This window comes from Paenibacillus sp. WC2504 (genome assembly GCF_052682475.1).
The window spans coordinates 4,962,596-4,985,340 of record NZ_JBQZFH010000001.1 but is presented as its reverse complement, the minus strand read 5'-3'; the positions used below and the strand labels follow the sequence as shown (position 1 = coordinate 4,985,340).

At 46.0% G+C, this 22,745-nt stretch carries 16 protein-coding genes; 10 read left to right on the top strand and 6 right to left on the bottom strand.

Annotated elements, in window-relative coordinates; translation table 11 throughout:
* Window positions 1–88 precede the first annotated feature (88 nt).
* The 6 genes from ACUN27_RS22470 to ACUN27_RS22445 all read right to left on the bottom strand — a co-directional run bounded on the left by ACUN27_RS22470 (window position 89) and on the right by ACUN27_RS22445 (window position 6,179).
* Window positions 89–736 (bottom strand): SDR family NAD(P)-dependent oxidoreductase, encoded by a 648-nt coding sequence (locus tag ACUN27_RS22470; RefSeq protein WP_445559625.1) that lies wholly within the window; start codon window positions 734–736, stop codon window positions 89–91.
* Window positions 702–947, bottom strand: coding sequence for a hypothetical protein (locus ACUN27_RS22465; RefSeq protein ID WP_445559624.1), 246 nt, complete (start codon window positions 945–947; stop codon window positions 702–704). The genes ACUN27_RS22470 and ACUN27_RS22465 overlap by 35 nt, the downstream gene beginning before the upstream one ends.
* A gap of 103 nt (window positions 948–1,050) precedes the next feature.
* Window positions 1,051–2,013: a helix-turn-helix transcriptional regulator gene (locus tag ACUN27_RS22460; RefSeq protein WP_445559623.1), complete on the bottom strand. Its 963-nt coding sequence runs from the start codon at window positions 2,011–2,013 to the stop codon at window positions 1,051–1,053.
* Window positions 2,014–2,062: 49 nt separating this feature from the next.
* Complete coding sequence (locus tag ACUN27_RS22455; RefSeq protein ID WP_315949348.1) at window positions 2,063–2,956, bottom strand: LysR family transcriptional regulator; 894 nt, start codon at window positions 2,954–2,956, stop codon at window positions 2,063–2,065.
* 152 nt (window positions 2,957–3,108) lie between these two features.
* The gene (locus ACUN27_RS22450) at window positions 3,109–5,172 is read right to left on the bottom strand and encodes an iron ABC transporter permease (RefSeq protein WP_445559622.1); all 2,064 of its coding nucleotides are present in this window, start codon (window positions 5,170–5,172) and stop codon (window positions 3,109–3,111) included.
* Window positions 5,169–6,179 carry an ABC transporter substrate-binding protein gene (locus ACUN27_RS22445; protein ID WP_326063002.1) on the bottom strand — a complete coding sequence of 337 codons (1,011 nt, stop codon included), beginning with the start codon at window positions 6,177–6,179 and terminating at the stop codon, window positions 5,169–5,171. Before ACUN27_RS22445 ends, ACUN27_RS22450 begins: the two co-directional genes overlap by 4 nt.
* Before the next feature lie 237 nt (window positions 6,180–6,416).
* Between ACUN27_RS22445 and leuC the strand changes: the two genes are divergently transcribed.
* The 10 genes from leuC (at window position 6,417) to ACUN27_RS22395 (ending at window position 22,501) form a co-directional block, all read left to right on the top strand.
* Entirely contained in the window at window positions 6,417–7,838 is a 1,422-nt protein-coding gene (leuC, locus tag ACUN27_RS22440; RefSeq protein ID WP_326063003.1) for a 3-isopropylmalate dehydratase large subunit, read from the top strand.
* A gap of 27 nt (window positions 7,839–7,865) precedes the next feature.
* Window positions 7,866–8,471: a 3-isopropylmalate dehydratase small subunit gene (gene leuD, locus ACUN27_RS22435; protein WP_315949355.1), complete on the top strand. Its 606-nt coding sequence runs from the start codon at window positions 7,866–7,868 to the stop codon at window positions 8,469–8,471.
* A 269-nt stretch (window positions 8,472–8,740) separates the two neighbouring features.
* Window positions 8,741–10,198: an N-acetylmuramoyl-L-alanine amidase family protein gene (locus ACUN27_RS22430; RefSeq protein WP_315949356.1), complete on the top strand. Its 1,458-nt coding sequence runs from the start codon at window positions 8,741–8,743 to the stop codon at window positions 10,196–10,198.
* Window positions 10,199–10,267: 69 nt separating this feature from the next.
* On the top strand, window positions 10,268–10,858 hold the full coding sequence (locus ACUN27_RS22425; RefSeq protein WP_315949357.1) for a GerMN domain-containing protein: 591 nt from the start codon (window positions 10,268–10,270) through the stop codon (window positions 10,856–10,858).
* A gap of 28 nt (window positions 10,859–10,886) precedes the next feature.
* Window positions 10,887–13,601: an S-layer homology domain-containing protein gene (locus ACUN27_RS22420; protein ID WP_445559621.1), complete on the top strand. Its 2,715-nt coding sequence runs from the start codon at window positions 10,887–10,889 to the stop codon at window positions 13,599–13,601.
* A 195-nt stretch (window positions 13,602–13,796) separates the two neighbouring features.
* On the top strand, window positions 13,797–14,468 hold the full coding sequence (gene nth / locus ACUN27_RS22415; RefSeq protein WP_315949361.1) for an endonuclease III: 672 nt from the start codon (window positions 13,797–13,799) through the stop codon (window positions 14,466–14,468).
* 25 nt (window positions 14,469–14,493) lie between these two features.
* On the top strand, window positions 14,494–14,769 hold the full coding sequence (locus ACUN27_RS22410; protein WP_315949363.1) for an NAD/NADP transhydrogenase alpha subunit: 276 nt from the start codon (window positions 14,494–14,496) through the stop codon (window positions 14,767–14,769).
* A gap of 92 nt (window positions 14,770–14,861) precedes the next feature.
* A complete protein-coding gene (locus ACUN27_RS22405; RefSeq protein ID WP_445559620.1) occupies window positions 14,862–18,551 on the top strand; it encodes a dynamin family protein in 3,690 nt (1,229 codons plus the stop codon).
* A 270-nt stretch (window positions 18,552–18,821) separates the two neighbouring features.
* Window positions 18,822–20,657, top strand: coding sequence for an ABC transporter ATP-binding protein (locus ACUN27_RS22400; RefSeq protein ID WP_315949366.1), 1,836 nt, complete (start codon window positions 18,822–18,824; stop codon window positions 20,655–20,657).
* Entirely contained in the window at window positions 20,654–22,501 is a 1,848-nt protein-coding gene (locus tag ACUN27_RS22395; protein ID WP_315949368.1) for an ABC transporter ATP-binding protein, read from the top strand. Before ACUN27_RS22400 ends, ACUN27_RS22395 begins: the two co-directional genes overlap by 4 nt.
* The last annotated feature ends 244 nt before the right edge of the window (window positions 22,502–22,745 follow it).

The window sequence follows — 22,745 nt, the reverse complement described above, 5'->3', positions numbered from 1 at the left end:
TTAATTATATAGTATGCTTTAGGAGGTGGAAGGGTTAGGGGAATTGGCATAATTTTGATAAGAAATGGGTCATGAAATAACAAAAGAATTAGACGCGAAACGGCGGCATTCGTCTACCATCGATATCCGTGAAACCATATTCGGCAGCTAGGGAACCAACTTCGTGAAGCTGTCCTGCCTTAAGATGAACCTGCGGATCACAGGCCAGCGCAACAACGGCACGCCCAATATATTCAACGGACTCCGTAGCGTGTAACTCTTCAATTCGCATGAAGTCGGGATCGCCAGGTTCGAGGCCATAATGTTTATACACAGCTTCTGTACGCATCCAACCGGGAGCTAATGCCAGTGCGGTTACATCTAACTGGTTTGCTTTAAGATTGAGCGACATAGCACGGGTCATATTTACAACTGCACGTTTCACTGTGTCATAAAATACATTTACCGGGTAATCTCCTCCAATGTCGGAGTAGACCCCTGTGTTAATAATTAAGCCGCGCTGCTGCTCAAGGAAGAAGGTGGACATGGCATATCGGCTGGACACCATTTGAGCCCGTAATCCGGCATCAAACATGTTGTCCCAACGTTTCATAGGCTGCTTCCAGAAAGGCGCTAAAAAATCATCTTTTTCAATGTCTTCATAACCGCCCCAAGCGTTGTTGACGACAAGATGAAGGGCACCTTGTTCCTGTTTAATTTGCTCATACAGTTTTTGAACATCGGCTTCGAACCGCAATCCCAACGCCTCCGCGTGCAGTCACTTCATCCGCAGTATCTTCAATCGTGCCAGGAAGATCTGTCTGAGTCGATTGTACTCTTGTACTGCGGCCAGTCACATAAACAGTGGCACCTGCTTCTCCAAGCGCTAAGGCAATTCCTCGGCCGGCACCTCGGCTAGACCCAGTCACAAGTGCTACCTGACCGTGAAGCTGTTTACTTATTGTCATCCTTTTATACCTCCAATTTGTCATTCACCAAGTTACTTTGCACTTATAGTTTAACTCTATACTATGACAATTCTTGTCATGGATTGAAGACGCGCAAAAAAGCTCATGTTTGTGGCTCTTCCAAGGTGCTGTATGCGTGAAGCATACTCCGAAGCTGTTCGCGAATCCATTGCACCATTTCAGGTGGTTCTTCAACGATGGCATCTGCACCCATGCTCAGGAAATATTTTGAGAAATAGAGCAGATTACTCTGGTGCATCTCACTGATTAATTCTCCGCTCCCATCGGCATGAATCGTGACATCCGCATCCGTGCCATTGCTTCGCTCGTAAGCTCTGACACCGGCTGGTGTAAGTTTGACGCGAAGTCTCATCTCTTCGGAAGAATCCGTTTTTTGACTTACTCCACCTGACAGCCAATCCAGAATGGTATAGTTCATGAGATCTTTGCTAGGATGATCCGGCTCAGCAGAGGTCAAGCTTAGCAAACGATCTGTGCGAAATAGCAGGATGCGATCCTTTTGAAAACAATAGGATGGAAAATACCAATAACCATTCGATGCGTAAATGCCGATGGGCTGTATGGTTCGTTCCGTAGCACTATCTTTGGAAGCATAGGTGATATGAAGGGGGAGACCATCGATGGAAGCCTCCAATAGTTGCTCCAAGTAAGGAGAACTTTGTGTGCGGGTAGGTGTCCAAAATGACACACGACTCTTGAGGGCATCAATTCGTTTCTTCGTATCGGTCGGAAGATAGTGATAAAACTTGCCTAACGCTGAAGTCGATTCTGAAGCAAAAGGCAGCGCTCCATAAAACTGGAGCGACTGAAAGGCAAAGAACATCGCGACGGCCTCTTGTTCCGTGAACAGAATAGGAGGGAGCATCCGCTTCTTCAGCAAACGATAGCCTCCATGCGGGCCGAACTCCGTATACAGTGGCATTCCAAGCTCGCTTAGCTCCTGTAAATCGCGATGCATGGTGCGTTCCGAGACGCCGAATTCTTGAGCGAGCTCTTTGGTCGTGAAAGCCATGCGTTCATTAACGGCCATCATAAGCTGGATCAAACGCTATGTTTTGTTCATGGCAGTTCGTTTCCCTCCTGTACGTTTAAAGCTATCCAATTGTTCGCATAACTTCTTTCATCGTGGTGACGAAAGCTTCAGCTGCTTTGGAGAGGTATCTGCCTTTGCGGTAAGCGATGACAAGTGTTCGGGTCGGTCTGTCTTCCAAAGCAAGGTGAACGGGAGACAGTTCGCTGAAGCTGCGTTTTGAGATCAAATACGGCACGAATGCGATGCCCATCCCAGCAGCAACAAGAGATTGGACGGTTTCCATGTTGCTGGATTCGAAAACGATATTAGGGACAATTCCGGCGTTTTGGCACAGATCAAGCGTAAGCTTTCGAAAACCTTGCCCCTTCTTTAAGGCGATGAAGGCTTCTTTCTCCAATTGCGAGATGCTGATCGGTTCTTTGGCCTGAGTTAACGGATGACGCGGGGGTACGGCAAGGACAATTTCTTCTTCCAAAAGTGTTTCATAAATAAGCGATTCTTCCCTCAGCGGCAAGGACAGGAGAGAAATATCGGTCTGCCCGTTCATGGTCAATGTCTCCAAGTTGGATGAAGTTTCTTCAACTAGCGAAATTTCGATATCCGGATATGCGGTTTGGAAAACAGGGACTACAAAAGGAAGAATGGTCGAACCCGTGATTGGCATACTGCCGACGACGAGGCGTCCTTTTTTCATCTGTGAAATGTCTTCCATTTCTTTTTTGAGCTGCTCCACCATATCAAGAATTTTTTGTGATTTCTCGACGAATAAAGAGCCGGCATGCGTAAGTTCAACGGAGTTTGTACTGCGCTGGAACAGGAGAACGCCAATCTCTTTCTCTAGCTTGGACAACTGCTGACTGAGTGAGGGCTGGGCGATATGAAGTTTTTCTGCGGCTCGCGAAAAGTTTCGTTCAATGGCAATCTGAATGGCATATTGTAGTTGGCGTAATTCCAATGATTTTACAACTCCTATAGTGAATGATGAGGGTAAACGTGTTTATTTATCATAGCTCATGATCGTATTTTAGCATAATCCATAAATAAAAAGAGACTGTCACACAAGCAGAATAAATCTACTTGCGGACAGCCTCTTAATACTTCCAAATGTTATCTCTTCACTGTACTCCGGTACATCAGGAACAGTAAGTATGGAGCGCCAATGACAGCAACAACGATGCCGGAAGGGATCTCTTTGGGAATGGCGATCACTTTCCCGATAATATCCGCAATGACTAGCAAAATTGCACCGATCAAAGCGGACAGGACAACCGATTTCTGGTGACGTTGGCCCATGAAAATCCGAACGGCATGCGGAGCGAGCAGCCCAATGAAAGATATGGTGCCAACACAGGCTACTGCGATCGCCGCTATCGTAACCCCAATGCTTGCGGCAATCAGGCGGGTTTTCTGCAGCTTGAGGCCTAATCCGAGCGAGACAAGATCTCCAAAAGCAAGCAAATCCACACGGCGGCCAAGCAGCCAAGCGATTGGCAAAAGGATAACCATTGCCACGCTTAATTGAGAAAACTCCAGCCAACCTCTGGCATACGTGCTCCCTGCCAACCAAGTTAGTGCGGGAGCAGCACCGAGTTTGGATTTAATGATCAGGAATTGGATGACAGCTGATCCGAGCGCAGATATCGCAATCCCGACAAGAATTAATACGACTGGATTCAGCCCTTTTTTCCATGCCAGCAGATACACACTGCCGGCCGAGAGGAGAGCGCCGGCCATCGCGCCGATCGGTACCCACATGCCTGAAGACGTTGGCCAGATGGTGAGGACAAGAAGTGCTCCCATACCAGCACCTGTCGTTACACCGACAACGGAAGGGTCGGCGAGCGGATTGCGAACGGCGCCTTGCATCATGGAGCCGGCAATGGCAAGCGAGGCTCCGGCAAGTGCGGCTACGAGCACGCGAGGCAAGCGTAAGTTAAAGATGACGTTGCTCGACATCTCGGGTCCGCCGCCGGATAGAACTGCAAGGACATCTGCAAACGGAATCTTTAAAGCACCCGCGGATAATCCGGTCAGAATAAGCGCAAGCAGAGAGACGGATGACAGCAGAATAAGCAAGGGATACGGAATTTTGCTGCCTATGAAGCCGACGCCCATCGAAGATCCGCTATCCGACGACGCTTGCATCTTGGAGCCTCGAACATCAAGCCAAATGAGCCAAGGAGCTCCAAGAACGGCGGTGACGGAGCCGGCAGGCAGTTCGCCAAGCGTGCTGCGAAACATTTTCGCAATCGTATCCGCCGAAATGAGCACGACCGCTCCCCATATTGCGCTGCCCGGAATCAGGAACCTATGACGTCTGAGGCCGATCAATCGGATTAAATGAGGAGCAATGAGCCCGACAAAGCCTATTGGACCAACGACGCTAACGGTCACGCCGGCCAGCAAAATAGCAACAGCAAGCGCCATGAAACGGATTAAATTCACATTTTCCCCTAAAGAAACAGCCGTATCTTCACTCAGCTCCAGCATATCCAACTTCTGACTGAACAAAAGGGCAGCAACCAGCCCAATCGAAACCCAAGGAAAAGCGTAGCGTACACCAAGCCAATCATTTTGCCCTAATGCGCCTGAGCCCCACATAAACAGGCCGTTGGTCTCATTCTCATACATAATTTGCAGACCGCTTGTAAAAGCAGACAATACGAGTGAAACGATCATGCCTGCCAAAGCCATGCGCAGCGGAGTACTTTTGCGTCCTCCGGACATGAAATAAGCCATGACGGCCGCGCCGCATGCGCCAATGAGTGCCAACAGCAGTGAATGATCCGACTTTAAGCTGGGGAAGTAAACAGCTGCAAGCACGATGATAAAATAAGCACCTGCATTTAATCCCAGTGTTGAAGCGGATGCCAGCGGATTGCGGGTAACGGTTTGGAGCAGCGCTCCTGCAACCGCAAGCGAAGCTCCGGCTAGGAGGCCGATGACCGCCCGCGGCAAGCGAAGCCCCCGAACCATATGATGGTCGGGGGTATCCTGTGGATGCAGCAATGCGTTCACGATAGTTTGAACGGTTAAGTGGGCTTCTCCCTGCGTGATGTTCAGGAACAGAACCAGAAGCAGAGCCAGAAGGCCTCCTCCAAAAACGATAAAGGCTTTCCATGTTGTTTGCCGATGTATGAAAGGGTCTGATTTTATTTGGATTTGGTTCATTTGGTTAATGCGTTAGCTGTCAGTTCGGCAAATAGTTTTGCAGACAATGGACCGCCGAACGGCCAAGTGTTGCCAGGCAGCTTGTAGGTTTTGTTCTCTTTTACAAAGGAAAGACCTTTCCAAACGGCATTATCTTTGAGTTGTTTCTCAAACACATTATCGTTGTCTTGCACGATGTAAATGAAGTTGGCGTTTTGCACGGCAGGCAGTGCTTCCACGGAAGCTGTCGAGTAGCCGTACATTTCAAATTTATTAGCTTTATATACATTCTTCAATCCGATGCGCTGAAGAATTTGTACAGCCATGGAGTTGTCTAAGAACATGCGAAGATCTGCGTTGTTTTGATTGCTGAAAGCTTGTGTAAGTGCGACTTCAGCGCCATCTTTTTTAGCAGCGGTAAGCTTATTTTTCGTATCTGTGTATGCTTTTTGAAGGTCGGCAAGCACTTTCTCGCCTTCCGCTTTTTTACCGACAACATCAGCAATCGTTTTGAAGGTATTTTCCATTTCCGCATATTGATCGCCTTTCCCTTCAGCAGGGTAGGAGTTAAATACGATGGTAGGAGCGATTTTCTTGAGTGCCTCATAGTTTTTGCTTGAACGCAGTGTGCTGGTAATAATGAGATCAGGCTTGAGACCTGTGATGGTTTCCAGGTTAGGTTCTTGGCGTGTTCCTACATCAACGACAGAAGCATCCAAAGCAGGCGTTACGTTAACCCAGTTCGCATAACCTTTTTTATCAGCAGAACCTACAGGTTGAATACCAACGGCGAGCAGGTCTTCCGCATAGGTCCACTCTAAAGTGACGATCCGTTTAGGAGTTCCTTTAATTTCTGTGGTCCCTAAGTCGTGTGTGATGGTTTTGACCGTGTCGGCAGCCTTAGCGGCAGCAGTCGCAGCTGGAGAAGCTGTTGAGCTGGAGGTACTAGCTGCATTACCACAAGCAGCAGTAAGGAAAAGCATGACGAGTGAAGCTGTAACCGTTAATGGTTTTACTATTTTACGCACAAATAAACCCTCCTAAAATATGTATCTATAAATGGATAGAATTGATGGCTTTTTCAATCCCACTTAGAGAATGATAATCATTATCATTGATGATGTCAACGTTTAATTAAATTATAGGATTAATCTATCAAGCTTATAGTTATTATATCTTGGAGCAATGATGGTAATCGTGCTAAACTACATTATGAGGGTAAGACATTAACAAATTGAGCGGATAATGACAAGAGGTGACTGGATATGAGTAAAAAGACGATGTTCGAAAAAATCTGGGATAATCACGTAATTAACCAGGAAGAAGGCAAACCTAGCGTAATTTATATCGACTTGCAGCTGGTCCATGAAGTAACATCGCCGCAGGCATTCGAAGGGCTTCGTTTGTCAGGCCGTAAAGTTCGCAGACCTGATTTGACTTTCGCAACGATGGATCATAACGTTCCAACGAAGGATCGTTTCAATATTACAGATCCTATTTCCAAGCAACAAATTGATACACTATCACAAAACTGCCATGACTTCGGCGTTACATTATTCGATCTTGACAGTATCGACCAAGGTGTCGTGCACGTTATGGGACCTGAACTTGGTCTAACGCACCCAGGTAAAACGATCGTTTGCGGCGATAGCCACACATCGACACACGGTGCTTTCGGAGCGCTTGCATTCGGTATTGGTACAAGTGAAGTTGAGCACGTTCTTGCAACGCAAACGCTGCAACAATCCAAAGCCAAAACGCTTGAAGTTCGCATTACGGGAAGCCTGAAACCGGGTGTAACAGCGAAGGACTTGATCCTTGGTGTTATCGCGAAATATGGCACGGATTTTGCTACTGGTTACGTTATCGAATATACAGGCGAAGCCATTCGCGGTCTTTCCATGGAAGAGCGTATGACGGTATGTAACATGTCTATCGAAGGTGGAGCTAGAGCAGGATTGATTGCTCCGGACGAAACGACTTTCAACTACCTGCGCGGTCGTGAGTACGTGCCTCAAGGCGCTGATTTCGATGCAGCTGTTGCGGAATGGTCCAAGTATGTAACGGACGAAGGCGCGACGTATGACTGGGTCGTTGAGTTTGACGCTGATTCCTTGATTCCGCAAGTAACTTGGGGAACTAGCCCGGGCATGGGTACAAGCGTAACTGCACTTGTTCCGGATCCACAAAGCTTCGAAACCGAAAATGAACGTAAAGCAGCTGAAAAAGCGCTTGAATATATGGATTTAACACCAGGTACACCAATGACAGATCTGAAAGTTGACTATGTTTTCATCGGTTCCTGTACGAACGGACGTATCGAAGATCTTCGCGCAGCTGCCAAAATCGCACAAGGATACTCCGTTGATCCTAGCGTTACAGCTATCGTGGTACCAGGATCCGGCCGCGTCAAAATTCAAGCTGAAAAAGAAGGCTTGGACAAAATCTTTACAGACGCGGGCTTTGAATGGCGCGACGCTGGCTGCAGCATGTGTTTGGCGATGAACCCGGACGTTCTGCAACCAGGTCAACGTTGTGCATCGACTTCCAACCGTAACTTCGAAGGCCGTCAAGGCCGCGGTGGACGTACGCATCTTGTGTCCCCAGCGATGGCTGTTGCTGCAGCGATCAAAGGTCATTTCTATGATGTTCGTGATTGGGAAATTAAAGAATACCAACAAGCTTAATTTTGGCTGATTAAGGAGAATGAAAACATGGAAGCTTTCAAACAACATACAGGCCTCGTCGGTCCTGTGGATCGTGTCAATGTAGATACAGATGCAATTATTCCTAAGCAGTTTCTTAAAAGAATTGAGCGTTCCGGCTTCGGTCAATTCCTGTTCTTCGAATGGAGATGGGATGAAGCGGGTAACGTGATCGAGAGCTTTCCTCTGAATCAGGATCGCTATCAAGGCGCTTCCGTCTTGCTCTCCAGAGCGAACTTCGGCTGCGGATCTTCCCGTGAGCACGCGCCATGGGCGATTCAAGATTTTGGCTTCCGAGTCATCATCGCACCTTCTTATGCGGATATTTTCTATAACAACTGTTTCAAAAACAGCATTTTGCCAATTAAGCTTTCGGAAGAACAAGTGGATGATTTATTTAACCGCACAGCGCAACATGAAGGCTACAAGCTAAATGTTGATCTTGAGAACAACAAGCTTACAGACGACTATGGATTGGAAATTAGCTTTAACATCGACGAGCACCGTCGTCAGTTTTTGCTGCAAGGTTTGGACGATATCGGTTTAACACTCCAGCATGAAGACAAAATTACGGCTTACGAGAAAGCTCACGCAAAGCGTTTGGCTTATAAATAAGTTCGGGTCGAAGACGCATCTCTATGGGGACCCCATGGGATGTGTCTTTTTTTTGTTAATTTTTTATGCAACTTTTGGTAGTTTGATACGTCTAATAGATTACTAGATTGTCGAACGGACGGGGGTTTTGCTGTCGGGCTAAGTGACTAATATGAGATAAAGGACAATTGCTGCTAGGTTTTGAGAGACAGAGTTCTCATTTTTGTGATTACGACCATAATTCCGACAATATATAGAGGTGAATGATGAAAATTCCTGCATTTTGTTTCATGTTGCTGGTTTCTGTGATGCTGCTGCCTACTACGGCATTGGGGGCGGAAGCGTCTAGTGCGATTAAGCTTTTTATGAATGAGAAAAGATTGGTTTCGAATGAAGTTCAACCTCGTATTGTTAGTGGAAATACAATTGTGCCCGTGCGTATTATCGTGGAAGAAATTGGCGCTAAGGTAACTTGGGATGAAGCCACGAGCAAAGTAACTATCGTCAAAGACGATGTGAACATTCAATTGACAATCAATAGCAAAACAGCGCTGATTAAAGGCAAAAAGGAAGTCATGGAGGTTGCTCCGATCATTGATAAAGGCAATACGATGCTGCCGCTCCGTTTCATTGGACAGCAAATGGGTATTGAATTTACATGGGACGCATCCACTTCTTCCGTTCATATGTTCAAAAAAGACGATAGCGATTCCAAACCGGTAACAGGTCCGGTTGATGTCGTAGATGGCAACACGCCTACAACGCCGCCAACAACACCTACCAATCCAACAAATCCAGTCAAACCAGGAGAAGGTACAGAGACTGGGAGTGGAACTGGTACAGGCACTGGCACAGGGTCCAACATACCGGATCCGAATGTTCATCTGGTGCAATCTATCGTGTTGACCGATAAGGAGTTAACAGTAACGGCCAAAGACGGTTCGCTTGTACCAACATCAATGAAATTAGCCAATCCGAATCGGATTGTATTGGATTTCCCTAACACAGTGTTAGATGAGCCTCTTAAGAAACTGCTGGTCAAAAATGCGGGAGAGCTGAGTTCGAAGCATCCGCTGGTCGAGAAAGTTCGCTTTTCCAATTTTAACGATAATCCGGCTACCGTAAGAATTATTCTGGATTTGAAAAGCACTGCTGATTATAAGGTTCAGCCTTCCAAGCTGCCTAATCAGTGGAAAGCGACGATCGCCGAACATCAGTTGACTGTCGTGATTGATGCGGGTCACGGTGACAATGATCCTGGCGCATTATCCATAACTGGCAGACATGAGAAGGATTTTACACTGTCTATGGCGAAGAAAGTAGAGCAGCTTCTCCTTCAGGACAAGCGTCTTAATGTTTTGATGACTCGTTCTGATGATACGTTCATACCGCTGGATGACCGGGTATCATTTGCTAATAACATTCAGTCGGACCTTTTCTTATCTATTCACGGTAACAGTGCCAAGGCTACGGTATCCGGTACAGAAACGTATTACAACAGACCGGAAAGCGCAGCTTTTGCGAATGTCATTCACAAATATGCGATTCCGGCAATAGGGTTTCCTGATCGCAAAGTACGCGAAGCTGATTTTAGAGTCATCACGAAAACGACCATGCCGGCTGTTCTGCTGGAAGTGGGGTATTTGTCTAATAAGAACGATGAAAGTGCGATGTACAAGGATGCGTTCCAAGACAAGTTAGCCTCTGCTCTCGTTGCTGCTATCAAAGAATACTTGAACCTCAAATAGGAGGTAAGAACTCTAAATTTTAGGCTACGATGCTAGTTTTGCTATGCAAAACGCGAAGGAGTGTATGAAATGACCCAAACAAGACGCTTTATTCAAGGGGCACTTCTTGTAAGTGCCATTACATTGTCTATAACTGCCTGTGGTCAAAAAAACCAGTTGGTAAGCGGTAGTGCTCCGCAGACATCAACGAACCCAATCTCAACGTCTACGGTTCAAAGTCCTGCACCAACAGTTGCGGCGACTCCGACACCGGAACCTGAGCTGCACAAAAAGATCAAAGCTTACTATAGCGATCAAGATGAAATGAAGCTTGTAGAGAAAGAAGTTACGATCTCTTACAAAAAGGATGCAGATGTATATGGTGCAGCCCTGAACGCACTTAAAAAGAGCGATGATCCTAAAGCCATTCCTTTATTTGACGACTTAAAGTTTACAAGTTCAGCCTTTGATAAAACCAAAGGGGAATTAAAAGTGGATCTCACGTTTGGTCCCAAAACGCAATTGGGCGCCCCAGGGGAAGAAATGTTTTTACAAGCCCTGAAGAAAACGGTTTTTCAATTTCCGGAAGTGAAAGCTTTATACGTCCTGAAGGATGGCAAACAAGTAGACAGCTTAATGGGGCATCTGGAGCTTCCCTACCCAATCAAACGACCTAATTAAATGGAAGAGCAGAGGAGTTAATTTAGAGATGAGAAATAAGAAGTTGGCAAGCGCAATCTTAAGTTCTTTAATTGTAACAAGTTTAGCTGGAACACCGGTTCTAGCCACTGATTCCACGAGTGGAACGTCAAAAAATAACGTAAAACTTTCGTTCCCGGATGTAAAATCAGATTATTGGGGAATTCGCCATATTTCGAAATTGGCCCTCGAAGGAATCATTGAAGGTTATGAAGATGGTGCCTATCGTGCTGAAAACTCAGTTTCCCAACAAGATGTCCTGATTATGGCAGTCCGCATGATGGGGTTGCAGGATGAAGTCAATAACATGACATCAACAACTGTTTTCCCTGATTTTATGCTTGTTGATAGTTATGCGAGGAACTATGTCGCTGTTGCGCTTCAAAAAGGATTAATTACGAACGAAGAAGAGAAAGAGCGAAGCTCTGGCGATAAGTCCAAAGAAAATTGGGGACAACGTAAGGCAACAAGGGAATGGGTAGCAGAGATCGTCATTCGTGCGATTGGCAAAGGCGCTTTCGCCCAAAGCTTATCCCAGACGCAAACGACATTTAACGATAATAGCTCCATCAGCGCTACATCACTTGGATATGTAAATGCTGCGGTAGCATTGAAAGTTGTTGATGGTTTTGAAGACGGGACGTTCCAACCGAAAGGCGCAGTAACCCGCGCTCAGATGGCTGCATTCCTTAGCCGCTCGCAGAAAGAGTTAACATCTTTGCCTGCGCATGCGAAAAAAGGATACTTGACCACCCTCACAAGCGGCACCATTGGACTAATGGACAAAGAGGGCAATACAAGTACATATAAGATCTCACCAAATACTGTCTTCTACGGAAACAAAAATGATACGGCAATTGACCCAAAAGAACTTCAAGAAACATATGAAGTTTCAATCGTTGAAGTAAATGGTGTTGCTTACTATGTTGAAATCATTAAAGACGAACTGCAGATGGACATTAAAGAGGGCAAATTGCTCAAATTAAACATGAGCACGATGAAAGCTACACTGGATGATTTTGAAAGCTATGATTTGGCTTCAGATGTGGCCGTAACGGATACGGAAGGTCGCGGTCTCAGCCTTGGGGACATTGTAACTGGCAGTACCATTCAATTGCGTAAAAGCAAAATTGTCAACACGGACAAATACACGTCTATCATCGTCAAACAAGTGCCGGTTAACAAAACGGCAAATGGAGCCATCCAAAACTTGAATAAAGACGCGGCACAAATTACATTGCTGGATACGGAGTCAGGTCAACCTGAATCTTACAATTTCTCATCTGCTTTAATCATTACTTCTACGGATAACAGTTTGGCGGATCTGAATTCCCTGCACATTGGCGATGTCGTCGAATATACGATTAAGAACAGCGAAGTAGTGAAGATTTCTGTTAAAAAGCAAGCGGATGTCGGTGTAAGTATAGAGGGGACTTTTAAAGAATTTTCTGAAGATAAATCTACTTTATTGATTAATAAAACAACGGGTAAACCTGTTGATGCGTATGAATTGTCTGAGAATGTGAAAGTCGTTATCAATGGATTAACGAACGCAAGTATCTACGATCTTGCTGCTGGAGATCAATTGAAACTGGAAGTTCTCAATAATAAAGTAACGTTGATTACTGTTGCAAATCGCTCTATTGAAAATTTATATTTTGCAAAAATAGTTGGCTATGATCAAAATTTGAAGCTGCTTTCGGTTATTGATAACAAAGGTGAGCCTCATGCGTATATTTTGACGGATAGTGTGTCGATTTCATATGCAGGTATGAAACTTCCTTTATCTAACTTTAGCGGTACATTTACAGTAGGAAAATATGTAGATTTGCTGGTTGCACAGAAAAAGGTTACACAAGTTCAGATGTCCACGCAGCTAAACGGGCAAATCACGCAATTAAACCTGCAAACGAACGATATTACGCTAAAAACAGACAGCGGTCAAAGCTTGTCATTTAAGCTGCAGTATGCACCTGTTGTTGAACTGGCGAATAAGCCAAATAGTACACTTTCGGATCTAAAAGTCGGAGACACGATCTCCCTTCAAATTAGCTTCGACCAAAGTATCGTGACTAAAATTACAACTAGTAAAACAGCTATGTACAAAACGGTTATTACAAATGTAAATTCCAAGCAAATTACTGTGACGGATGAATCGAATTCGCAGTATGTCATCTCACTTGACGGTGTACCGATTGTGAAGCCGGATCAAACCGCAGGTTCGATCAATGATTTTGTAGTGGATGATTATGTGAAACTTTCATTCAATGGTGCAACAGTTGTCAGAGCTGAGATTGCAACGCCTGTAATCGGGAAAGTAACAGCTGTGAATGCGGCAAGCTCCTCGTTGACGGTTCAAGATTTTACTGGGAAAAGCCAAGTCATCAATGCAGGAACCAATTTCGGCGTGAAGCTGAACGGTGGATCGGATTATAATTTCGCCTCCATTAAAGTGGGCGATCGTGTACAAGTCATGAAAGATGCAAGCGATAAGCTCATCATTCAAGTGGCCGCTACTGCAAAACGAGAAGTTGATAACTACAGCTCAGTTGTTAATCAAATGTATTTGAAATCAACTTCTGCTGGAGATAAGACTTCCTATAGCCTTTATCCAAGAGCTTATTACCATAAAGGAACAGATATTGTGGGTCCATCCTCGTTCGTGTCCGGCGATATAATCACGATCTATGTGCTGGATAATAAAATCGTTGAGATTGAGAAGTAAGAATTGAACAAAATAATCGTCACATCCGTCTGTATCGTAGGAGCTTGTCTCCTGCTGCAGGCGGTTTTTTTATTATTTTTAAAATAAATATGGCAATTTTTTAGAAAATGTTCGCATTTTGACGCTCACAAGCATTGATTCTAACGTCACAATTCGCTAAACTGAAGAATATTACGACCCTAAGGAAGCAAAGACATGACGCAGAAGTTAGTAAGGCATATTTTGGATACGATTGGTGAACTATTTCCGGATGCACATTGCGAGCTGCGTCACAGTAATCCTTTTGAATTAACGATTGCTGTTTTGCTATCCGCGCAATGCACTGATGAAACCGTAAATAAGGTGACATTGGATTTATTTCAGAAATATAAGCGCCCCGAAGATTACTTGGCCGTTCCATTGGAGGAGCTGGAGCAAGACATCAGACGGATTGGACTATTTCGAAATAAAGCGAGCAATATTCAAAAACTGTGTCGGTTACTACTGGACAAGTTTGATGGTGAGATCCCAGAGAAGCACGAACACTTGGTCGAGCTGCCTGGTGTAGGCCGAAAGACGGCAAACGTCGTTGTCTCCAACGCTTTTGGAGTACCTGCCATTGCCGTTGACACTCATGTAGAGCGCGTATCCAAGCGACTAGGCTTGGCGGGCATCGATGATTCGGTGCTTGAGGTAGAAAAGAAGCTGATGAAAAAGGTTCCACGAGAAGAGTGGACGCAAACCCATCATCGCCTGATCTTTTTTGGCCGTTATCATTGTAAAGCGCAAAACCCGAAATGCGAGGTATGTCCACTCTTGGATAACTGTCGCGAGGGTAAGAAACGTATGAAACCAAGCTCAACTAGGAAAACTATTACAAACAAATGATATGCAGACAAAGGATGGGATTTAAATGAAATGCATCGCCGTATACACCAATAGTTTTGAGTTATTCTCTGATATTTTCGAACAAGTGATTAATACTCCATTAGCCGATAATGAGGAAAAAGTCATTGAAGGAATTACAGTCAGTGAATCAGGTGAAGTTCCTCAGAATTACATAGACAAGATGAAAACAAAAACTGAGGTTGTTGTGATGAAAGTCAAAGAATCGGATATTACGATTTTGCAGCATCGCGATGTTTTTGAAATTTTCTTGCCTGAAAAAGAAAAAGTGGTTATGTCCTAAAAAATTAAATCTCCCTCTGGGAGATTTTTTTCTGTATCATCATAGATATAGGATTGGATAGAAGACCGGTAAATAAGGAGCGGAACGGACGAATGACGCAAGCAATCATTACAAACATCTCGGTCATGCCGGATGCAATCAAGAAGATGCAGTTAAATCTGCAAACAACAGGGGATCTGGATAATGCCAGTAAGCTGGGGCAGCTGCTAGCGAAGATTGATTCGGGCAGAATGAACATCGCTTTCTGCGGCCATTTTTCAGCGGGGAAATCAACCTTAATTAACCAGCTATGCGGGCATCCGCTGCTGCCTTCCTCACCGATACCAACGAGTGCTAATATCGTGAGTATCCGCAATGGGGCACCTGGCGCTCATGTTACACATCGACATGCAAGTCTTCAAGGGATGACGAATACGATCCCGCTTGATGAGCTTGAAGCATATTGTGTGAACGGCACAGATATTGAAACGGTGGAAATATCGTATCCCATTGCTTTTCTGGGCGAACATACAGCGCTGTTGGACACTCCAGGGATTGATTCTACGGACGATGCCCATCATAAATCAACAGAGTCTGCGCTGCACTTGGCGGATGTCGTGTTTTATGTGATGGATTACAATCATGTACAGTCCGAAGTGAATCTCGCGTTTACGAAGAAAATGAAGGAGTGGGGCAAACCGCTCTATCTCATTGTAAATATGATTGATAAGCACAAAGAATGGGAACTGCCATTTTCACAGTATCAAGAGGGGACGAAACAAGCCTTTCTGAACTGGGGAATCGTGCCGGATGATCTACTCTTTGTTACCATGAAAGAGCCGAACCATCCTCATAATGAGTATGGGAAGCTGCAATGGCTATTAAGCCGCTTGATTGAGCGTGGCGACGAGCTGCGCAGCTTCAGTATTGACGCCTCTGCACGCTATCTTGCCGACGAGCATGGCAAATGGCTGGCTGAGCAGCATGAGCCTCAGAAGGCTGAGCTGATGGAGCAAATCAGCCAGGAAGGCGATGTGCAGGAGGTCGAGGCGCAGGCAGCTGCCAAGCAGCAGGAGCTGACGACCTTGAAGGGACTGCCGGAAGCATTGACCTTACAGCTGCGTAAGGAAGTTGGCACGATCATTGAAAATGCCAACATTACACCGGCCTTGACCCGCGATCAGGCTCATGCGTATTTAGAGAGTCGCAAGCCTGGGTTTAAGGTAGGCTTCTTCTCCAGAGCGGCACAGACGGCTCTTGAAACGGGTAAACGGCTCACCGCGTTTCAAGCGGATTTATCGGAGCAGGTGGAAGCGCAGCTGGATTGGCATCTGCGGGATGCTTTGAAGAAAGCTGCGCAAAGCCAAGGGCAGCATGATGCGGGTCTCTTGGGTCAGATTGAAGCTTTGCGCGTGGAGGTTACGGCGGAGTGGCTTGCAGCACAAGTCAACGCAGGCGCCACATTCGGCGGTGAGTATACACTCAATTTCATGAAGCAAGTTGCGTCCGATATTAAACAGCAATACCGCAAACAGGCGTTTGCGTTGATCGACCTGCTCGCGGCTGCGGTCCGCGAGCACAGCGCTGTGGCGCTCGCTGCGCTTGCGGCCGAGCTGGAAGCGCTGGGCAGCCGCCTCGGCGCTGCCCGCGAACTGCGCCGCCTTGAGGAAGCCGAGGCGGCCGCAACGGCCCAGCTGCTGCGCATGGCGAGCTGGGCAAGGCCAGCTGCGCCGGCACTGCCGGACGCGCAGCAGTACACCCCCATGGAGGAGCAAGCAGCCGCCCCGCTGAGCAGGGGGCTGCATGTCACCTCCATGGATAAGATCTTGCAGGCCGCTGCGACAGCATCGGCGGCCGCAGGGCCTTCAGCCGCTGCCCCTGTGGAGGCAGCGGTCTCCGCGCCGACCGCGTTCACCTCAGGTGAACACGGCAGGCGCATGGAGCGCAAAGCCGCCGACTTGCTGGCGGCTTCCCAACTCATCGACGGACTGCCGTCGATGCGGTCGATCGCTCGCGCCATGCGCGAGAAATCGGAACGTCTGCGTCAGCGGACGTTCACGATTGCGCTGTTCGGCGCATTTAGCGCCGGCAAGTCGTCTTTCGCCAATGCTCTCATTGGTGAAAGAGTGCTGCCGGTCTCGCCGAACCCGACGACGGCGGCCATTAATAAAATCATGCCGCCGCAAGAAGGCTGGCCGCATGGCACGGCCAAGGTGAAGATGAAGAAAGCGGACGCGATTCTGCAGGACGTTTTGTATTCACTAGAAATTTTAGGCGTGCAAGCGAGCGATATGGCGTCCTCATTGAAACGTATAGGCGCTCTTTCACCTGCTGATGTAACAGCCAAAGGAAAACCGCATTATTCTTTCCTCAAAGCCGTCGAGAAGGGCTGGCAGCTGGCTCAGAATCATTTGGGCACGGAGCTGAAAATTACCAAAGAGGAGTTTCCAAGCTACGTCGCGGATGAGTCCAAGTCTTGTTTTGTTGAATTTATAGAATTATATTATTCGAATCCCCTGACGGAACAAGGCATTATTTTCGTTGATACACCTGGTGCAGATTCCATTAATGCCCGCCATACCGGCGTTGCTTTTAATTATATTAAAAATGCCGATGCCATTCTTTTCGTGACTTATTATAATCACGCGTTTTCGCAGGCGGACCGTGAGTTCCTGTTACAACTTGGTCGGGTTAAAGACAGTTTTGAAATGGATAAAATGTTCTTCATCGTGAATGCCGCCGATCTTGCAGCAAGCCCGGAAGAATTGCAAGGTGTGATGACCCATGTGGAAACAAATCTTTTGCAGCACGGTATCCGCAATCCGCGGATTTACCCGATATCCAGTTACTTAGCGGCAGAAGGGAAAATTACCGGCAACGAAGCACTTGTGGCGCAGTCGGGCATTCGTCCGTTCGAAGGTGAGTTTGTGCAGTTTACTTTCAATGAACTGAGCGATGTTGCGATACACTCAGCGAATTTGGAGCTGCATCGCGCGATTGCCACCATGCAGCAATGGCTGGAAAGTGCGCAAACAGGGGAAGAACAGCGGAAGCAGCAGCTTAGGAAGCTGGAGCAGTCTGAGCGGGAGTGTGCTGAACTGCTTGAGCGTACGATTTTCGAAGCGGAACTCAAAGAATTGAAGAAAGAGATTCAGGAGCTTCTGTATTATGTGAAGCAGCGTACGATGTATCGGTTTGGCGAATTGTACAATTACGCCTTTAATCCCTCCACGTTCCGTGAGGAAGCAAGAGATCCGAAGCAGGCGCTGCAATCGGCCTGGGGTGAGCTGCTGCGCATGATCGGTTATGATCTTTCGCAAGAAGTGCTTGCAACGACGCTGCGTGTTGAGAATCGGATGAATCTGATATCCGGAAATCGTGTTAAACGTTGGGAAGAGCAGCTTCGCCAAGTTATGGATGGCTTCGAGAGCGGTTCATACGAGTCCAACACGTTTGTGACGCCTGAAATCAGCTCCAAAATGGAAGCACCTGAGATTTCACTTAAATTGCTGCAAAGTCATTTTAAGAACCCGAAGCAATTTTTTGAAGGGGATGGCAAAAGTAAGCTGAGAGCAGATTTGGAAAACCGGATGACGGCGCCGGTCGCTCAATTTGTTGAGCTTCAAACTGCAGAGCTTGAAGAGGCTTATGCCAATCAGCTCGAAAACTGGTTGATGAAACAGAAAAATCAGCTGCTTGGGCAGCTCAATGAGCACGCCGAAGGGATGCGCGATGCCCTTGAAATGAAGATTGATTTGAACGAACTAATATCCAAACAGCATCAATTAAAGTCGTTTGTTTAACATTTAAACAATAGGGTTGGTCATGTTCAATTGAACGTGATCAGCCCTTTTTCACGTACCGCTATGTAAAGGCTTACATTGATGGTTATTGGGATGATTTTAAAGAATAGGGGGGATTCCTGCACGTTTTTGTGAAGTTACGGGCTTTTAAGCGAATATATCACGCATTCTTCTGATTGCCCGCATATAGGGATGGTGTTAAGATTCATTAAGTATTAAAACGCTTACCTAGCTTTTCCAAATTCACCTTCTTGAGGAGGGGTCATCAGAGTGGATGTATTCAGGCAACTGAAGCCCTATTTTTGGCCAGAGAAAAAACTGTTTTTTGGAGCAATTTTATGTTTAGCCCTAGCAACTGCATTAGGTCTCGTTTATCCAAATTTACTCCGGTATCTCATCGATGACGTGATCGCAAAAAAGCAATTTGAAGTGGTTCCGAAATTAGCAATTATTGTTGTGATTGTCGTATCTACGAAGGGGATGTTTCAATTCCTGCATGGCTTGTTCGGGGGCCGATTGGGCAACCGGGTGGCGTATCATTTGCGGAATGCGCTCTATAACAAACTGCAGTATTTATCCTTTCAGTACTACGATCAAGCAAGAACAGGGGACTTGATGTCCAGATTGACGGCTGATTTGGAAGCCATCCGGCAATTTATCGGATTTGGTTTCGCTCAACTATTAAACGTTCTATTAATGCTGATTTTCGGCATGAGCATGATGTTCTCCATCAATTGGAAGTTAGCTTTACTGACCATGATTTCGATGCCATTTCTGGCGTTTACGGCCATTCGTTTTGAAGGCAAAATTCATCCCGCATTCCGGATGGTGCGTCAATCGCTTAGTTCGATGACAACCGCGGTACAGGAAAACATCACAGGAGTTCGGACCGTCAAATCGTTCGCGCGCGAAGCTCATGAGGTAGATAAGTTTTCGGCTCGCAATGAGGACTATAAGGCGATGAATATTGAAAGTTCCGGGATTTGGGCAAAGTATTTTCCGATTATGGAAATTCTGGCGAATCTGAGCGTTGTAGTCCTGCTTGGCGTCGGTGGTTACATGGTCATCCAGGATACGATTTCCCTAGGTGAGCTGGTTGCTTGCTTTAGCTTAATCTGGTACATCATCGGACCGATGTGGGGACTTGGTTTCCATATCAACAACTTTACGAATACGAAAGCTTCTGGTGAGAAAATTCTCGATATTTTGCATCAATATTTACATGTGAAAGATCAAGCGGATGCAGCCGTTGTAACAAGCAGCCAAGTGAAAGGGCATGTGCGTTTCGACAATGTGACATTTGCTTATCCCGAAAAGCAGCCAGCTTTATATGACTTCAATTTGGATGCTCCGGCAGGCTCAGTTATCGGGCTTCTAGGCAGCACGGGTTCTGGTAAAACGACGGTGATTTCACTACTGATGAGAGCGTACAATGTGAAAGATGGCCGAGTCATGCTCGATGGCAAAGATGTACGTTCGCTCGAGATTGAAAGCTATCGCAGCCAGATTGCAACCGTTTTCCAAGAAACGTTCTTATTTTCTTCCACTATTCTTAACAATATCGCTTATGGACGCAAAGATGTTACGATGGATGAAATTATTCGAGCAGCGAAACTGGCTAAAGCGCATGATTTCATTTCTGAGCTGCCGGAAGGCTATGATACCGTTGTCGGTGAGCGCGGATTAGGCTTATCAGGCGGTCAAAAGCAGCGTATTGCCATCGCTCGAGCACTGATCAAAGATCCCAAAATCCTGGTGCTTGATGATGCAACGAGCGCTGTCGATATGGAAACAGAACACGAGATTCAAGCAGGCTTTAGCGAAGTTATGCAAGGAAGAACGACATTTATTATTGCCCATCGGATCTCTTCCTTGAAGCATGCTGATGAAATTATCGTCTTGGATAAAGGACGAATCGTTCAAAGAGGCAAACATCACGAACTTCTGCAGCAGGAAGGCCTTTATCGTCAAACTTACGATATTCAATACGCGGATCAACCGAAGCAAGCGACTGAAGATGATCAAGTTGCTGCAGCCAAAGATAGTGAAATAAATGCGACAACGCGAAACCATTCCTCTTTGCAAGAAAGAAGGTTAGCACATTGAGTACGAAGTCGAATCAAGCCGAGGCGGCTGCGAAGAATGAAGATTCTCAAGTCGGGCAGCGATTCGTCTACCAGGACGATGAGTTGATTGATAAGCCCTTCGATTGGGGTCAATTGAAACGTTTATTTAGTTATATGAAGCCCTATAAGAAACAAATGCTCCCGATTATCATTATTATGATGCTGGTTGGAGCTATAACCAAACTGACGGTACCCCTACTGATCAGAGAAGCGATTGATAATGCTATTATACCTAAAAATGCGAACTTGCTGCTAATTATTGTCGGTGTCATGCTTGGCGTATATATCATCCAATGGCTCGCAAATACATTCCGTATTAAATACACGAATATGATAGGACAACGCGTCATCTACGATTTGCGGCACGATTTATTCAGCCACATTCAAAAGCTGTCGTTCCGATTCTTCGATACACGTCCAGCAGGATCTGTCCTCGTTCGTGTAACGAATTATGTGAACTCGCTGCAAGATTTGTTTACGAACGGGGTCGTCAACCTGTTGATTGACGTCATGCAGCTAGTTGGGATCATTATTATTTTGTTGACCTTTAATTTTAAATTAGGGGCTGCCATTATTGTAACGGTTCCGATCATGTTCATGATTTCTACCAAGCTGCGCAAAAAAATTCGCCATGCTTGGCAAGATGTAACGATGAAACAATCGCGGCTGAATGCCCATTTGAATGAGTGTATTCAAGGGATACGGGTCACCCAAGCTTATTCGCAGGAAAAAGAAAATATTCAGTTTTTCACCAAAATGAATATGGTTAACCGTTTGTCCTGGAATCGCGCTTCAATGCTTAATCAGACGTTTGGTCCTCTCATCGAGATTACAGGAGCAATCGGATACTGCATTCTTTTCTGGATGGGTGCTTATTTGATCCAAACGGAAGAAATTTCAGTCGGTTTATTGGTTGCCTTCGCTACTTACATAGGTTATTTCTGGGAGCCGATTACGCGCCTAGGTCAAATGTATTCGCAACTGCTAATTGCAATGGCTTCTGCTGAGCGTATCTTCGAATTTATCGACGAAAAGCCTTCTGTCGCTGAGCTTGAAGACGCGAAAGATCTGCCTAACATCAAAGGGAATGTGAAGTTTGAAAATCTCGTATTCGAGTACGAGGCTGGTCGTCCGGCATTAAAAGGTTTCAATCTGGATGTGCAAGCAGGGCAATCTATTGCGTTAGTTGGGCACACAGGATCAGGTAAAAGTACGATTATGAATCTGCTTTGCCGATTCTATGATCCTACAGAAGGACGTATTATGGTTGACGGCACTGACATTCGGGATGTTACGATTCAAAGCTTGCGTTCTCAAATTGGCGTCGTTCTGCAGGATACGTTTATTTTCTCGGGAACGATTCGAGATAACATCCGTTTTGGTCGGTTGGATGCAACGAATGAAGAGGTTGAACTAGCTGCTAAAGCTGTTCATGCGCATGACTTTATCGTCAGCTTGCCGAATGGCTATGACACGGAGGTACAGGAGCGCGGAAATGTGTTATCGATGGGGCAACGCCAATTGATTTCCTTTGCGAGGGCACTGCTTGCGAATCCACGAGTGCTCATTCTGGATGAAGCGACGGCCAGTATCGATACGGATACGGAGCTGAAAATTCAAGAAGCCCTCAAAACGCTTCTTGCCGGGCGGACTTCCTTCATCGTGGCGCACAGGCTTTCTACGATTCGCAACGCGGACAAAATCGTCGTGCTGGATCATGGCCGCATGATGGAAATCGGCAATCATGATGAGTTGATGAAGGAGCAGAAAATTTATTACGGCTTGATTCAAGCGCAGTATAAGTTTTTGCAGGATGCTGTTTAGTTTATGTTCTTAAAAAAAGAACCTGGCGGTGAAGTTCATACCGCTAGGTTTATTTTATTTGGTTAAGAGTGTGGGAGAAGTATGACCAAGTTTTCCTACTGAAACCTTCCAGAACGCTATATCTCCTGCTAACGGACCCACATGCCGCTATCGGCCAAATTAGCCAATTTTGAGAATCTAACGGACCGAGTAGCTGTTATTTAACGAATTTACAGGGGTTTCAGCTAGTTTCAAGACGAGTAAG

Bases quoted from the DNA above. Each gene is read 5' to 3' on its own strand.
- ACUN27_RS22465 (WP_445559624.1), bottom strand. From the start codon at position 947: ATGACAATAAGTAAACAGCTTCACGGTCAGGTAGCACTTGTGACTGGG.
- ACUN27_RS22450 (WP_445559622.1), bottom strand. From the start codon at position 5,172: ATGAACCAAATCCAAATAAAATCAGACCCTTTCATACATCGGCAAACA.
- leuC (WP_326063003.1), top strand. From the start codon at position 6,417: ATGAGTAAAAAGACGATGTTCGAAAAAATCTGGGATAATCACGTAATT.
- leuD (WP_315949355.1), top strand. From the start codon at position 7,866: ATGGAAGCTTTCAAACAACATACAGGCCTCGTCGGTCCTGTGGATCGT.
- ACUN27_RS22430 (WP_315949356.1), top strand. From the start codon at position 8,741: ATGTTGCTGGTTTCTGTGATGCTGCTGCCTACTACGGCATTGGGGGCG.
- ACUN27_RS22425 (WP_315949357.1), top strand. From the start codon at position 10,268: ATGACCCAAACAAGACGCTTTATTCAAGGGGCACTTCTTGTAAGTGCC.
- ACUN27_RS22420 (WP_445559621.1), top strand. From the start codon at position 10,887: ATGAGAAATAAGAAGTTGGCAAGCGCAATCTTAAGTTCTTTAATTGTA.
- nth (WP_315949361.1), top strand. From the start codon at position 13,797: ATGACGCAGAAGTTAGTAAGGCATATTTTGGATACGATTGGTGAACTA.
- ACUN27_RS22410 (WP_315949363.1), top strand. From the start codon at position 14,494: ATGAAATGCATCGCCGTATACACCAATAGTTTTGAGTTATTCTCTGAT.
- ACUN27_RS22405 (WP_445559620.1), top strand. From the start codon at position 14,862: ATGACGCAAGCAATCATTACAAACATCTCGGTCATGCCGGATGCAATC.